Origin of the sequence: Phormidium sp. FACHB-592, from assembly GCF_014695795.1 — a bacterium.
Taxonomy (GTDB): domain Bacteria; phylum Cyanobacteriota; class Cyanobacteriia; order Leptolyngbyales; family Leptolyngbyaceae; genus Stenomitos.
In genome coordinates, this window is sequence record NZ_JACJOZ010000012.1 from 56,027 (window position 1) to 71,639 (window position 15,613).

At 50.1% G+C, this 15,613-nt stretch carries 8 protein-coding genes; 4 read left to right on the forward strand and 4 right to left on the reverse strand.

Annotation, left to right across the window (positions count from 1 at the left end):
• Positions 1-124: 124 nt before the first annotated feature.
• On the reverse strand, positions 125-3,979 hold the full coding sequence (locus H6F86_RS02200) for a GAF domain-containing protein (protein WP_190446478.1): 3,855 nt from the start codon (positions 3,977-3,979) through the stop codon (positions 125-127).
• Positions 3,980-4,483: 504 nt separating this feature from the next.
• On the opposite strand from H6F86_RS02200, the gene H6F86_RS02205 reads away from it, so the two are divergent.
• Genes H6F86_RS02205 through H6F86_RS02215 form a run of 3 tightly spaced genes read left to right on the forward strand, consistent with a single transcriptional unit; the run spans position 4,484 to position 9,746 of the window.
• A complete protein-coding gene (locus H6F86_RS02205) occupies positions 4,484-7,783 on the forward strand; it encodes a PAS domain S-box protein (protein ID WP_242033322.1) in 3,300 nt (1,099 codons plus the stop codon).
• Between the two features lie 16 nt (positions 7,784-7,799).
• Positions 7,800-8,240 (forward strand): response regulator, encoded by a 441-nt coding sequence (locus tag H6F86_RS02210; protein WP_190446480.1) that lies wholly within the window; start codon positions 7,800-7,802, stop codon positions 8,238-8,240.
• A 57-nt stretch (positions 8,241-8,297) separates the two neighbouring features.
• Positions 8,298-9,746, forward strand: coding sequence for a diguanylate cyclase (locus H6F86_RS02215; protein WP_190446481.1), 1,449 nt, complete (start codon positions 8,298-8,300; stop codon positions 9,744-9,746).
• A 49-nt stretch (positions 9,747-9,795) separates the two neighbouring features.
• On the opposite strand, the gene H6F86_RS02220 is transcribed toward H6F86_RS02215, so the two are convergent.
• A complete protein-coding gene (locus H6F86_RS02220) occupies positions 9,796-10,917 on the reverse strand; it encodes a glycosyltransferase (protein WP_190446482.1) in 1,122 nt (373 codons plus the stop codon).
• Between the two features lie 260 nt (positions 10,918-11,177).
• Here H6F86_RS02220 and H6F86_RS02225 point away from each other — a divergent pair, with 260 nt between their 5' ends.
• A complete protein-coding gene (locus H6F86_RS02225; RefSeq protein ID WP_190446483.1) occupies positions 11,178-11,471 on the forward strand; it encodes a hypothetical protein in 294 nt (97 codons plus the stop codon).
• Between the two features lie 215 nt (positions 11,472-11,686).
• On the opposite strand, the gene H6F86_RS02230 is transcribed toward H6F86_RS02225, so the two are convergent.
• Both H6F86_RS02230 and H6F86_RS02235 read right to left on the reverse strand, forming a co-directional pair.
• Positions 11,687-13,057 carry a peptidoglycan recognition family protein gene (locus tag H6F86_RS02230; RefSeq protein ID WP_190446484.1) on the reverse strand — a complete coding sequence of 457 codons (1,371 nt, stop codon included), beginning with the start codon at positions 13,055-13,057 and terminating at the stop codon, positions 11,687-11,689.
• 404 nt (positions 13,058-13,461) lie between these two features.
• Positions 13,462-15,540, reverse strand: coding sequence for a cation:proton antiporter (locus tag H6F86_RS02235; protein WP_347240067.1), 2,079 nt, complete (start codon positions 15,538-15,540; stop codon positions 13,462-13,464).
• Between the last annotated feature and the right edge of the window lie 73 nt (positions 15,541-15,613).

A 15,613-nucleotide genomic window follows, 5' to 3' on the forward strand; every position in this document is an offset into this window, starting at 1 on the left:
CAATTGTGATACCACCACTGGCAGCGATAAACCTACCAGCTTAGTTTTTCAGCATAATCTATTGTGCTAAATTTCCGCAGGGACAGGGGCGATTGCCTGCTAAAGAAGAATAAGCTACTTGCGCTCAAAGCTCGACGACAAAACAAGTACGGTTAGAATAGCTCTCTACTTGAATAGTTGCGCCAATATGTTCTGTTAACTTCTGCACCAGTGCCAGCCCTAAGCCCGTGCCTCCTTGCTTCCAGAGATCGCCGCCTGGAATCCGATAAAACTTTTCAAAAATATGAGAGAGTGCTTGAGCCGGAATTTCAACGCCTGAATTACAGACACTCAGCCTGAGGCGAGTAGCAGGCAACGCCAGCAAATTTCCTTGAGCTGTAGTGTTATCGCTTGTTGTTGCACTAACTGGCTGTACGAAGAGGTCGATCGTTTCTCCAGGCGGTGTATATTTGCAGGCGTTATTCAATAGCTCCGCCAGGATACGGCTGAGGCTAGCGCGATCAGATGTCCAAACCGATAGACCAGGAGCGATGTTGACCCGAAGCGTTTGTTGTCGGCTTTGAGTCCGTTCTTGGAAGGGTTCGATCAACTCCTCTAGCCATTCTTGCAGCGCGATCGCTTCAAGTTCTAGCACTCTCGTACCCGATGCCAGTCGCTGGAGGTCAAGCAAATCGTTAATGAGTTCGGCTTCTCTCGCACACTCCCTTTGCAAAATTTCCATGTAGCGATCGCGGCGCTCTTCGGTTGGCTGCGTTTTAAGCATATGAATTGCCATCTTCATGTTAGAGATGGGTGTGCGTAGCTCATGTGAGACGGTGCTCAGGAAATCGTCTTTTAGTTGGTTAAGCTCCTCCAGCACTTTGACCTGTATTTGTGCCGTCTGGTAAAGCCTCGCTTGACGGAGTGCGATCGCGCACTGATTGGCAATTTGTAAGACTAACCGAATCTCAGGTTCGCTAAAGACTGCGTTGCGGGAGCGAAACAGCCGTAGTTTACCTAAAACGCCTTGGTCGTCAATCATTGGGCAGGCAAAGATAGCGCTAGGCTGCCAGGCTGAATCCATAAATTTCGGGGCTAGCTCACAAAACTGAAGGCTCTGCCCATTAAGTAACTGTGGATAAATATCAGAAAAGTGGGTCGCGAGCGTGACTTCTGGCTGTGATGCAAACGCCCCATTTGTATATGAATGAGCAATCGTCATCGTGCCCTGTTCAAAGTTAAATAGGGCAGTATCACAGCCGTAAAGCTCCAAACCGTGCACCAATTCTTCCACTGCCGTTTGCAGAATTTGCGCTTCATCCAGGCTATCCCGGACTTTATCGGTCATCCGCTTAACCAGTGCTTCGTATCGCAATGCCTGTTGCAATTGAGCCGTGCGTTCTTCTACCTGTTGCTCAAGTATGGTATTGAGCCGCTGTTCATGCTGATAGAGTTCTGATTGATGAATGGCGATCGCCACCTGAATCGCTAACTGCTTAAGAAAGTCGATCTCTGAATGTTGCCAGGAGCGTGGAGCGCGGCATTGCTGTGCCACTAGCAAACCCCAAAGCAAATCGCCCTGGAGAATGGGTACAACCAGATTTGCCCGCACTTGTAGTTGGGCTAGCAGCTCAACATAGCAAGCTGCCAAGCCCTCTGCATAGATGTCAGAAATGGCTTGAGTGCGCCCATGTTTATAGTCTTCTACGTTTATTTCAGCAAAGCAGGCATCCTTAATCTGTCTAGCCCAAATTGACTGCCAGCCTTCTGCCACCGACTCGACAATGACAATGCCGCTCCAATCGGCCTGAAACTGGTAGACGATGACGCGATCGGTTTGCAAGAACTCGCGTATCTCAGCCACAGTCGTGTTGAGGATGTCGTCCAGGTTTAACGATCGCCGGATGTGGAGTGCAATTGCACCCAGCAACCGTTCTCGCTCTGCTTGCTGCCGCACCACTGTCTCTGCTTGTTTCCGCTCGGTAATATCTTGTGCGACGCCGACCAGCCGATAAACTCTGCCTGCTGCATTACAGATGGGAAACGCTCGATCCCAAATCCAGCGGATGGAACCATTGGGTTGGATAATGCGGTACTCCTCGCTGTAAGTGCCTTGAATTTGTTTGGCAAAAGCAGCTATTACCCGCGGGCGATCGTCTGGATGAATGGCATCAACAAATGACTGCGGTGTCTCAAAAAGGCTTTGGCAAGTACGTCCCCAGATTTCCTCATAAGCGGGGCTGATATACAAAAGGGCATCTTTATCAACCGACCCCATCCAAAACACTTCTCGAATGTTTTCTGCCATTTGTCGGAAGCGTTCTTCGCTCTCTTGCAAGGCAATATTGGTCTGCTGAAGCGCCTGGGTTCGCTCTTGTACACGGTGTTCTAGCGTTGCATTTGCCTGATGAATTTCACCAAATTTTTGCTGTAAGCTGGCTGCCATCAAGCGAAAGTTTTGTGCCAGGAGGGCAAACTCAGTCACCTGGCTCTGCGCCCAGGGAATGGGTGCTTGTTCGAGTAATTTATCCGGTAAGTTAGTGGTGATATGAGCCAACTGAGAGACTGGCTTGACCAGTTGGCGGCTGACCAAAAAGGCGGCAATAGGAGCAAAACCAGACACTAACAGTAGGACTGCCATATTCTGGATGTGCACTTGCTCAATATGCCTTACATGGGGGGTGGCAGCCATTTGCACCAGCAGCACCCAGGGAAATTCACTGCTAATGGTCGCTTCTTTGACAAAGAGCGATCGACTCCACTGCACCATCACCAACGGACTGCCCATTGTGGGCAACCAGTGATAAGTTTGGTCACCGATCGATCGCACCGTTCCCTGCTTGCGCCAATCAAACGATTTAGCGCCAATCCACTCAGCCTGAGTGCTGGCAACGACCGTCTGTTGTTGATCGAGCAGCGTAATGTTGAGCGCCTGCTCCCCCACATTAGCGCGGAAGAGGGTCGTGACAAACTTTAGGTCAAGCTCACCCAAGACTGCACCGATCAACCTGCCGTCTTTTCGTATGGGCACACCGATTAGTACGGTTGGCTTGGCAGACTGGTTTAGTCGGCGGGCTGAGGAAAGAAACGGCTGGGGCGATCGCTGCAACTGCTCAAAATAAACATTGTCATCGAAGCTATCTAAGGCAGCGTCATAACCAACATCTAAAAGGCGTTGTCCAGTTTCGTCTAAAACGTGAAGATGTTGAAAGTCTGGGAAAATACGTTGAGCAAATTCTGCATCCTGACGTAAAGTACCGCTTTGAGTGGCAGTGTCTAGTGCTACCTTCGCAAGCTCATGCACTGCTGCTAACCGTTGCTCATACCAGGTACGCACCTCGACCGTAAGGTAGCGGGAGGCATCGTTCAGGTCTGACTGAGCGGTCATTCTAATGTCATCCACCACTTGATGACTTGCTAGCACAATCAAGAGTAAGGTGGGCACCATGACAAAGGCGACCAACAAATTAAAAAGGGTTTGTTGCAGCGTCAGGGTGCTAATGGCGGGTGGGCGAGCGACCCAGCGATGTAGCGGCAGATGCGTCAGCAACAGACTGGCAATGAGGGCGTTGAAAACACCATTAACGGGTTGCTTTAAGAGAATAATGAATGCTTGCGTTGAATCAACATGCAGAATGATGGCGTAAAAAAACCACACAAGCGGCATGCCGATAAGCAGCCAGAAGACAGCATCCAGCACGACGATATTATTTTGCTGTCGGCGGTGAAACAGCCAGCCTACAAACAGAGCTTCGAGAGTAAACGTTAGTGTTGTGTAGGGATGGTGCCAAATGACATACGTACAAAGCCCAGCAAGGAAAGCCGCAACGGTGCCCCAGCGCACTCCGTACAAACACACCACTAGCCAAACAGCGATCGAACCAAACAGAAAATCAATATCAAAGAATAAAGTCCATCGAAAATAATTACCTAAAAACCCGGCAACAAGTAGCAGGAGCAGTCCCCAGAGCGATCGATTCGGCAGTAATCTCGCTTGCAAAGTCCTCGCTAAACCCATCTACCTGTCCTTTAGCTAAACGTTGCTTAAAATACCTTAAGTCTAATCGAAATGGATTTTGACCGAGCTTGTTTTGCAGAACTGTTGTATTAATACTCATATCCCCAAGGACAGAGGATTACTAGCGTACTTTATGCGCCTGTTAGCGGAGTGTTAAAATTCGTTAGCGCCTGGTAGTGCCAATCTTGCATTGTAAGTAAGGGATTGAGCTGTATACGTGCGAGACAGCGCCACTAAATTTGAGTGAACTAGATTTGGCATCAATCACTTAAGACAGCGACACGGGTTGACGCGTGATCTTGGCAAAGAGTAAACCGCTGTTTTTGGGCATCTTAAGCTTGCCCCTGACGGCAGTAGTACTGTTTCCCCCTGAATTGCCTGAAGATCTCTATGCGTTTTAATCCAGGTTCAGAAAGACGAGCCTCTTTGACTGCCAGTGTTGTCTCTTCAGAGTGGCTTAGCAGAGGCAGTCTTGTTTTTGTTCTCTTGTCGGCAATACTCGTTTTGCTGGGCTGGCAGTACGATATTCCACTGCTTAAGAGTGGCTATCCTGGTAGCCCTTCAACCATGAAAGCGAATACAGCGCTCTGCTTTCTGTTGGCAGGCTTGTCGCTAGGGCTGTTACAGCTTGAGCCGAGGGTGAGAGCGGCGCGGTTAAAAAAGCGACTAGGCTGGATGAGCACGAGTTTAGCCTTGAGTGTGATTCTGGTTGGGCTGCTGACCCTTAGTCAATCTTGCTTTGGGTGGCACCTGGGCATTGATGAGCTACTGTTTCGAGACACAGCCCCATTAACACCAACACCTTACCCAGGACGAATGGGGGAAAACGTAGCGTTCAATTTTGTGTTGGTTGGTACTACCCTTTGCTTGCTTAGGCAGAACACGCGATCGAGTGCTTGGCTAGCGCAGAGTTTGAGCTATCTCATTTACTTAATTGCTTTGTTGCCGCTCATGGGGCACTTGTTTGGTATTAGTCCCACCTACAGGCTCATCACACAGGTCATCGCTATGGCAGCGCCAACGGCTTTGGCGTTCATGGGTCTTTGTATAGGATTGCTACTGTCTCGTCCCGACCAGGGCTTAATGGGCATAGTCGCCAGCCCGCTAGCAGGCGGAGTGATGGCGCGATCGCTCCTCCCGTGGGCGATCGCCATTCCACTGGGCATTAACTGGCTCACCTTTCAAGGCGAACAATTCGGGTGGTATGAGTCTGCCTTTGGGTACGCCGGACGCATTGTCATGATTGCAACTGCATTTTTTAGTGTCATCTGGCGCAATGCTTACTTGCTAAATCAGCAAGAACGTCAGCAACAGCGGATCAAACAACAGCTCGAGGCAGCCGAGCAGCGATTAGCGTTTGCGAACGTCTCGTTAGAACGTCAGGTTGCCGAGCGGACACATGAATTAGCCCAAGCAAACGATCGCTTGCAGTGTGAACTCTTTGCCCGCACCCTCGCAGAGGAAAGACTGCAAGAACTTGCTGCCTTACAGCAGGCAATTCTGGATGGCGCGAATCACATGATCATTGCGACTACTGTCGATGGCACAATTATTGCTTTCAATGCGGCGGCTGAGCGATCGCTTGGCTATGCCGCCAGCGAAGTGGTTGGCATCGAGCCATTAACGCTCATCCATGAGCCAACTGAGGTGGCGCAGTATGCTCAAGTGCTCTCTCAGGAGTTTGGCAGCCCAGTGGCATCAGGGTTTTCTGTCTTTGTGGCAAAAGCCCGTCGTGGCATCGTTGACGTGCGTGAGTGGTCTTACCTTCGCAAAGATGGTTCCCGCTTTCCCATTCTGCTCTCTGTCACTGCCTTGCATGACTCAGATGGGCAATTAACCGGCTTTCTTGGCATTGGCAGCGACATCAGCGATCGCAAGCGCATTGAAGCAGAACGCGAACAGGCAGAACTAGCCCTGCGAGAGAGTGAAAAACGCTATCGCTCAGTGATTGCTTCTGTTGCAGAAGGCATTGTACTGCAACAGGCAGACGGCAAAATTACGACCTGCAATGCGAGTGCAGAATTGATCCTGGGATTGTCCAGAGAGCAGATGATGGGGCTAACTTCCATTGATTCTCATTGGCGCGTCATACATGAAGACGGGTCGCCCTTTCCAGGAGAAACGCATCCGACGATGATGGCACTCCGTACGGGACAACCTCAGTCCAACGTCATTATGGGCGTGTACAAACTAAATGGTTCGCTCACCTGGATATCCGTTAACGCGCAACCGATGTTCCATCTCAGTGAAGCTCAACCCTATGCGGTAGTCGCGTCCTTTACTGATGTTACTGACCTGAAACAAGCAGAACTAGCCCTCCGAGAGAGTGAAGCCCGTTTTCAGGCGTTCATGAACAATAGTCCAGCCGCTTCTTGGATTACAGACACAGACGGATGCTTTGTTTTTCTTAGTCAAACCTATAGTCAGATGTTTGCGTTGCCAACTACCGATATTGTTGGTAGAAGCATTTTTGAGCTTTTTGATGCGGCGATCGCCCAACAATTTATTCAAACCATTCAAGACGTTGCTACCACGCAACAGTCAGTTGAAGTGGTTGAGTCAGCGCCCCGGTCGGATGGCACAATTGGAGAGTTTTTGGTGTACAAGTTTCCCCTGATTGATCGCTCCGGGCAACGCCTGGTCGGAGGGATTGCGATCGATATTACCGAGCGTCGTCAGGCTGAAGAAGCCTTGTTCCGTCGAGAGCAAGAGTTCCGTACCCTGGCGGAAAACTCGCCGGATATCATTTCTCGGTTCGATCGTGACTTTCGGTGTGTGTATGTTAGCCCAGCAGTGGAATTGGCAACGGGCTTATCGCCCTATGTTTTCTTGGGCAAAACTCATCAAGCGTTAGGCTTTCCGGTGGAGTATCTCCAGCTATGGGATGCCTGTGCGCAGCAGGTATTTGCCACAGGCACGGTCAATCGATTTGAATTCAGCCTTCCCACTCCTCACGAACTCAGGCACTACCAAGCCCGTGTTGTACCTGAGTTTGGACGAACTGGCGCGATCGAAACAGTCCTGGTAACAACCCGTGATGTTACAGAGGCGAGGCAGGCAGACACCGAGCTAAAGCAGTTAATGCTCGAACTAGAGCGAAGCAACCAGGAATTACAGAGCTTTGCCTACATTGCCTCCCATGATTTAAAAGAACCTCTCCGTACCACTCGCAATTTTTGCTCTTTATTGCAAACTAAGTGCAAAGGGTTGTTGGACGAGCGCGGGCAGGACTATGTAGACCGGATTCAAAAAGCGACCCAACGAATGCAAACACTGATTGATGATCTGTTGACACTCTCACGAGTCACAACTGATGCCAAGCCCTTTGCATCCGTTGTTTTGGCTCAAGTTGTGTCTGAAGTGATGTCCAATCTGGGTATGCAACTTCAGCGTACAGGGGGGCGTATTGAGGTCGGTGAGCTACCGACTGTGCAGGGAGACTCAACGCAGCTAACGCAACTGTTGCAAAATTTGATTAGCAATGCGCTCAAGTTTCATGGTGAAGCCGCTCCAGTGGTGAAAATCTATAGCCTGAATTCGATTCAAACAGAACGCGATCGCACCTACCAACTTCTAATAGAAGACAATGGGATTGGGTTTGAGGAGCAATACCGCGATCGCATTTTTGGTGCGTTTGAACGCTTGCATGGGCGCAATGAGTTTGAAGGCACTGGGATGGGACTTGCCCTTTGCCGCAAGATTGTCGAACGTCACGGTGGCAGTATTGTTGCTCAAAGTGTTGTAGGGCACGGATCAACCTTCATCATCACGCTGCCAATGGTTTAAACACACTGTCTTTTATATGACCCCCTCAAAACGGTTTGTTCTTGTTGCCGCTGACGATAACCCTGACGATCGCCTCTTACTTCAAGCGGCTTGGGAAGAAACAGCAGTGGTCGATCTATTTCTAGTTGAAGATGGCGAAGCCTTAATCCAATTTCTTCGCCATCAGGGAAAATATGTGGACGCAGAAATGACGCCCCAACCACATTTGATCTTGCTTGATCTTAGGATGCCGCGTAAGAATGGCTATGAAGTCCTTCAGGAGATTAAGACTGATCCCATCCTCCGCAGAATTCCGGTTGTGGTATTTACTACTTCAACGGCACGATCAGATATTGAGCGCAGCTACGACTTAGGAGCCAATGCCTGTACCACCAAGCCCGAATCGTTTGAAGACCTGCTACAAATGACACAGACCCTTTATCACTATTGGTTTATGACAATGCGCCTGCCATCTTAGGACTTGCATTAGAACTCGCAATTCTCAAATCGGTGGCATGGCATTCAGAGGGACACTATGGACAACAGCTATCGAGTACTTTTGGTAGAAGATAACGAGGATGACTACTGCGTCACTCGTGATTTTTTAGCAGATGTCCAAACCCCTCACTTTGAGCTGGAGTGGGTGTCAGACTATGATTCGGCTCTCACAGCGATGGCGTGTCAGTCTCACGATGTTTACTTACTTGACTATCACTTGGGCGCTCACACAGGCTTAGAAATTTTGCAGCAGGCACTGAGCAATGGCTGTCAGGCTCCCATTATTTTTCTGACTGGCTCCGCTGCCGATCGTCAGCTCGATCTAAAAGCCATGCAGCTAGGCGCAACGGAGTTCCTGTCTAAAGATGATATTAGCACTGCCAGTCTGGAGCGCACCTTGCGCTATGCCATTCGTCAAAACCGACTGTATCAGCAGGTGAAGCAGCAGGCGCAACGAGAACACGCCCGCAATCAAATTGTGCAGTCTATGCGCCACTCGCTTGACTTAGAGACGATTTTTGCTGTGGCAGCGAAGGAAATTGCCGTACTTTTGCAAGTGCCGCTGGTCAAAGTGGTGCAGTATCGCCCTGCACGGCAGTGTTGGGTCACGGTTGCCAGCTACTGTCAAACCGTCACGTTAGCTCAAGCGATGAAGCCAAGTTTGAGTGCTGGTGCTGCCTGTGCTGCCCCCTTAGAACACTGGGAGGATGGTTGCCTTCTAGACACACACTATGGTGAAAGGCAGTGTCCCAGCCTGACACAGATGTTTCCAGCGTCAGCGCTGCTGGTGCCGTTGCGAGTGAGTGCCGATGTTTGGGGGAGCTTGGGGCTGGTCAGGGATGCAGTTAGCTCTTCCTGGCAAGAATGGGAAGTGGTGTTGCTTCAAACCATTGCCGATCAGTTGGCGATCGCTATTCAGCAGGCTGAACTTTACCAACAATTGCAGACAGCGAATGAAGCGCTGACACGATTGGCAACCACAGATAGTTTGACCCAGATCGCTAACCGCCACCACTTTGATGCGTCTCTTCAAAGTGAGTGGCAACGCTTGACACGGTCACAACAGCCGCTATCCCTCATTTTGTGTGATATCGATTTCTTTAAGCGCTACAACGATACGTACGGTCATCTCGCAGGCGATCGCTGCTTGGCTCAAGTCGCTCAGGTGCTGCAAGAGTCTATACGGCGTTCTACTGATCTAGCAGCCCGCTATGGCGGCGAGGAATTTGCCATCCTTTTACCCAACACGCCTCAGACTGGTGCAGCAACTATTGCTCAACGGCTGCTGCACCAGTTGCAACAAATTCATCTGCCGCATGAGGCTTCTGGTGTTGCCGCTCACGTTACTCTCAGTTTGGGTATTGCCAGCCTAGTTCCTAACCAGGATACAACCCCTCAAAGCCTGATCCAAGCAGCCGACCAAGCACTTTATCAGGCGAAAGCAGGCGGACGTAACACCTACAGAATTTGGACTGAAACGACTTAGAGTCAGCAAGCCTAAAAGTCAAATTGGCACCCGTTCTGTTGCTTAAACGCTAGATGGCTGATGTAGAAAACGATTCTTGGACTAGCGGCGCTTTGTGATCGTCGATCGCCTGAGCAATAAACCACTCCAGCTTAGAAATAAAGACAGGTTCGGCAAATTCGCGTGCGCGTTCGATACACGCTTGAGACGAAAACCGTCGCCCCTCAAATTGGGCGATCGCGCGACAAAGGCTCTCTACAGTCGGTTCAGAGAACAGCAATCCCGTGCGATCGTTCAAAATGATCTCGCGGATGCCGCTTAGCGCGGAAGCAATCACGGGAACGCCATGCCCCATTGCTTTGACAGCAGCAAAATCAAAGTCAGCCGTTGGACAGGGAATAAGTAGCGCTTTGGCGTGAGCATAAATATCTGCCATTGCCTCATCCGGTACATCGCCTAGGAAACGGACGTGTTGCCCAGCCAACTGCTCAAGCCTTGCCCTCTCACTGCCAGCGCCAATGACCCAAAGGGGACGATCGCTCTGAGTGCAGGCAGCTATCGCTAGATCAACGTGCTGCTGCGGGGTTAAAGCTCCAACATAGAGGTAATAGTCATTGCCCGCTTCACCGCAACCATGAATGCTGACAGGTGGGGGAATGACCGCAGCCGGGCGACGGTAGAACTTGCGAATGCGCCGCGCCACCACTTCAGAGTTTGTGATAAAACGATCGACTCTCTGAGAGGCATAAAAGTCGTATTGCCGCAGATGCGTCTGCATCCATTGCTGATGCCAGTGGCGATCGCCAGTCGTTTGAGGTGCGTCCCAAAGATCACGTGGTGGCGTATGGCAGTAGCTAACGTGCAGTGTTTCAGCGCGGGTCAACACAGATTTGCTGAGATACTGCCCTGATGAAGAAATCACCAGGTCGTAGGCTGATAAGTCCAATGACTCCCAGTAGTAGGGTAGCAACGCCTTCCATAGCTGGTGATAGCGTGTAATGCCTGGTAGCTGCTGCGAGGGTGCAGTACGAAGATCCCAACCATCAAAGAGGGCGATCGCATCGCCTAAACGCTTGCGGTCAACAAAGGCTGTGTACACAGGTGCATTGGGATACATCTGATGCAGCACTTGTAAGACGCGCTCCGCCTCACCATACTCTCGCAAATAGTCATGAACAAGGGCAACTTTCATAGCGGAAATCTTTCACGATCGCGGTAGTCGCACGGCACAAACTTAAATTACAATCATGCCTTCATAAAGTTCAGCAGACTCGGTGAAGGTAAAGCATGAGGCGTAGGTATCAGGTTTAGAGATACAAACCTCTATTAATCCAAACATCTCTCGCAAGAAACACCTTTTTGCAGCCCACATCCAATACCAACGGTAGTAGGGTATACGTTTATAGCACGGTATGTTAGTGGGGCAATTGTTTAATATAAAAGGAGACCGTTATGGGTAACGCTAAAGATACGTCTGCTCGAGTAGAAGAAGATTCTTACGATAGAGGTATTATTCCGGCGGAAACGGCGGCTCGTAAGGAAAGAGAAGGCGAGAACTTCAAGACGCATCCGACCGAAGACAACTCTGAGAGCGTGCATACAGAAGGCGGTTACACGGTTGATAAAGAAGGTTTGCTGAACAACTATGCGGTTGAACCCGAAATGTATTACGAAACTCCGGGTGACGCGAGAAAAGAAGAAGAAACTACCGAAGAACCATCACGTAAAGGTCCTGGTATTGTTTAGCATTTGTTGATTAGCATGGCTCTGAACTCAAGCTTTAGAGCCATGCTGATAGCAACAACTGACTATTCCATCCTTAGCTTTTTTGAAAGAAGCTAGTGATCAGAGCTTCTTCGACTGTGGTACACACTGCTTAAGTCTTGAACTTGGATGAGAGCAAGGGCAAACCTAGTATATTGACATTAAATTATTTGCACTGTAGGTACGTGAATATGTGCCTACAGTTTTGTTTTGACTGTTTGACGGATTTCTGCCAGTCGAACTGTCCTCCCGCCTTCTGAACCAGGGCAGGCAGTTGCAACCCGATCGCGATGACCGCAGATTAGGGGGATGTTACGAGTGCCAAAGTCAGCCGTTGGTGTGGGTACGGGAGTCACGGGATCTTTGAAGCCATAGCGTTGACAAAGTTGGGTGCAAAGGGCGATCGCAGACTGAAATTGCTGATTTGTGATGGTTGCGGTTGTATATAAACCATCAAAAGCTATTCCCAGACCATCGTTAATCACATCGTGGGCACCACGCTTCCGCTCCGATCGCCCGACATAGATTCGACCACTGGGCATAATGATGTAGTGGTAGCCAAGATCACTCCAGCCGTTGCCGTTAACGTTGCTACTCCAAAGAGACTGCATACGGGCAACTTCTTGCGCTTGCGATGCATTTACAGCAAGGGCTGTAAAGGTCGTATGGTGCAGTGTGATGCGTTGTGGCTGAAGATCTGGCAGCGAGGTTGGTGTTGCCTGCGTTGTCCAGGCAGTCCGTGGAAAGAGTTGCAGGGAGGATGGCGCAGCCTGTACATCTAGCGTAATTTGGGCACGGTCTTGTTCAGAGCCAATAATTTCAATCAAGCGCTTGCCTGACTGATGGAAGAGAGCTGTTGTCTGCCATTGTCCTGCCTGCACCTTCGGACGCGCTAGCTCCGTTCGCTGATCCGCCCTCAGCACTAACTCTGCGCCATCGCTGTAGCCCGCAGCATTACCCTGTAAGACGATTACTTGTTCAGTTCTAACGCCCTGCGGCAGGTTAGTAAAGCTAACTCGAGGCGATCGGGGTGGGGTCGTGCCTGTAACGGTGATAGTAACTTGTGCCCGATCCTGCCCAGCCCCAATAATTTCGAGCAAGCGGCTACCTGCCTGGTTAAAACCGACAACTGCCTGCCATTTACCAACTTGTACAGTAGGACGGGCTAGCTCATATTTTTGGTCAGCACGTAGCAACAGTTGAGCATCATTGGCATAGCCGTCTGCTTCACCAGTAAAGACAAACGTCTGACCGACCGTAATGGGCTGGGGTACAGTAATAAAACGCAACCGATTGGCTGGCGGCGGGGGTGTTGTGACAACCTGCACGACAACTTCAGCACTTTCACTGTCGATCGCAATCTTCAAACGGCGACTACCAGCCTGCTGAAAGAGAAAACCGATCGTCCAGTTACCATCTGTATCGATCGCTGGACCCTTCGCGTTGTATTGATTATCTACGGTCAGCGCCAGGGTTCGACCCGCATAAGTGGGTGAAGCAATACCAGAAATGGTGAACTGCTGCTGGACTAGAACGGGACTTTGTGGTGCCTGAGTGACCTGAATCATCGCTAAAAAAACCTCCGGTGGCAATGCGTGCAGAAATCGCTTGCTCAAAAGTAGCAGAATGAGCGGGGAATGAGGCTTTTATACCAATTTGAATTAAGAACGCCACACATTCTCTAGAGGCGTAGCATTGCTGTCCCAGTCTGCTTTAAGATTGCCGGTAGTGACGGTAAAAAACACAAAATTAGTGCTTAGCCTTCAGCGATCGCTATCGGTTGTTATCATACTCGATGCCAAAGGGCTAAATGGCTTTTGTCCCATCCTTTCCCAAGAAGCATACGAGCTTTCAGTGATTCAAGTCAGTTAGGTAGAGGCAGCAATCGCTCAGAAACTAAAACTGCCGTTGAAACTGTGCGTAAATCGATTAGCGATCGCCTGACAGACTAAGCCATGAGGGGATGAGAACCTTACACTAGGCGAGGAAAGTGGGCAATGATGATGGAAAGATCGGGATGCTGGCGGGCGATCGCCTCTGGTTCCACTCCAAGCGTCGGTTCATTTAAACGTTTGGGACGGGCATTGTGCATGATGACCAGCAGATCATCTCTCTCTAGAAGCTGGGCAACCTGATTCGCGAAGTTGCCACGTATCTTTTGCACTGGCACGTCTTCACTGAGACCAGGAATTGCATGAGCGGCATTTGCCGAACGGGGATTAGAAAAAAGCTGCAAAACCTTTAGGGACGCTTTCAATTCGGTTGCAAGTGTGCGCGTGAGAAACAACGTTTGTTGAAAACTAACCGTTGTTGCTTCTGCATCCGCGATCGCCAGAAAGATTCGCTGAGTGGACTGAATCGGCTGTGGAAAGCGGGTAATAAGCATAGGAACCAACGTGCGATGAGCAACATTGTCAATCACGCTGCCAAAGAAATTATCCCGATAGGTTGAATAGCCTTTCCAGCCACAGATTAGCAGAGTAGCGTTGCGCTCTTGAGCCGTTCGTAAAATGCCCTTGTCAATCGCATCATCCACACGACCGATCGGCTCTACATCCGTCACTGCGGCGTGGGCGATCGTCTCGGCAGCAGATAACAAGCGCTCTTGTTGCAGTTTTGCTTCAGTCGTGACGGGTGCATGTGCATCTGATAACACATGGAGCGGTAACAAGGTGCCACCTGTACTCTTTGCCAAAATCAACGCTAGTTGCAACAAATTGTCTTCGGTGCTGGGGTTTGCCACTGGCACCAAAATACGATATTGAGACGTTGCTTGGGACGAAGCGCTTGCTTGTGCTTGTTGTGCCTTTGGGCTGCTATCTTTCATGCCCTCTCCCCAGCGTGCTGTGATCCAGGGAGAAGCAACGCAGGTCACTAAAATCATGGCGATCGTACCGTTGACCGTCAGTTGATCGACCAACTTAATGTTGAAGGCAACTGTAATGGCTGCCAGCGTTGATGCTGCCTGCGCAACCGATAGCCCAAAGATCACCATCATGTTAGAGAAATCAAATTTGAATAGTTTGCTGGCACCCCAGGCAGGCACAAACTTTGCTACGATAGCCACCCCTACCATGACCGCAGACACCAGCAGCGAGCGTGGCTCTTGAAACAAAATCAGCGGATTGACCAGCATCCCAACTGAAATCAAGAAAAACGGTACAAAGAGTGTATTGCCAATAAACTGAATGCGATTCATTAGGGGGCTCAGTTGCGGAATCAATTGAGTAATCGCGATTCCTGCTAAAAAGGCACCAATGATCGGTTCAATCTCGATCAGTTTGGCGAAGTATGAGACGACAAAGAGGGTGGCAACCACAAAGGTAAATTCGGCTCCTTCGTCATGCCCAAAGCGGCGGAAAAACCAGCGTCCTAGCCTAGGCACACCCCATAAGGTGGCAAAGGTGTAGAGACCAAGGGAAGGAAGCAAGAAAAGCCAGAAACTCAGCGTGAGATTCCCCTGCTGCGCTTTGACGACAACTGCCAGCACCAGTAATGCCAAAACATTGGTAATCAGGGTGCCACCTAGCGTAACGGTGACCGATTGCGATCGCATAATACCCAGTTTGCTAGCGATCGGCAGCGCCAGTAGCGTATGAGAGGCAAAGCATGATGCCACTAGCACAGATGCCAGCATGGGGTATCCTAACAGTCTCATGGCTACAATCCCCATTGCCATTGGCACTACAAAGGTTGCTAAGCCAAAAATTATTGCCTTCTTAGCGTTAAATTTCAGGTCGTCCAGGCTAGTTTCTAGCCCTGCCATAAACATGAGAAAGAGTAGCCCTACCGTACCCAAAAGGACAATCGTGGTGTCTCGTTCCAAAAAGCCAAAGCCGTGTGGTCCCACAATTACGCCTGCTAGAATCAAGCCGACAATGCCCGGTAGCCGAATCCGCTCAAACAGCAGTGGAGCCACCAGCATGATTGTCATGATGACCAGGAAAATTGTCAGTGGATCGCTCACTGGCTCAGAGGGCAGAAATGGTGCGAAGAGCGATCGCAGCGAGGGAGAACTAGCCGCTAAAAAATTCCCGAAGGTATGCATCATGATTCGTTTGGTTTACAGCCGTTATTATGCTTGAAAGATTGCTGTACTCCTCTCAAACGAAAAGCTAGTCAAG

Excerpts from the sequence above, each read along its gene's own strand:
- H6F86_RS02210 (WP_190446480.1), top strand. The coding sequence starts at position 7,800 with ATGACCCCCTCAAAACGGTTTGTTCTTGTTGCCGCTGACGATAACCCT.
- H6F86_RS02215 (WP_190446481.1), top strand. The coding sequence starts at position 8,298 with ATGGACAACAGCTATCGAGTACTTTTGGTAGAAGATAACGAGGATGAC.
- H6F86_RS02220 (WP_190446482.1), bottom strand. The coding sequence starts at position 10,917 with ATGAAAGTTGCCCTTGTTCATGACTATTTGCGAGAGTATGGTGAGGCG.
- H6F86_RS02225 (WP_190446483.1), top strand. The coding sequence starts at position 11,178 with ATGGGTAACGCTAAAGATACGTCTGCTCGAGTAGAAGAAGATTCTTAC.
- H6F86_RS02230 (WP_190446484.1), bottom strand. The coding sequence starts at position 13,057 with ATGATTCAGGTCACTCAGGCACCACAAAGTCCCGTTCTAGTCCAGCAG.
- H6F86_RS02235 (WP_347240067.1), bottom strand. The coding sequence starts at position 15,540 with ATGATGCATACCTTCGGGAATTTTTTAGCGGCTAGTTCTCCCTCGCTG.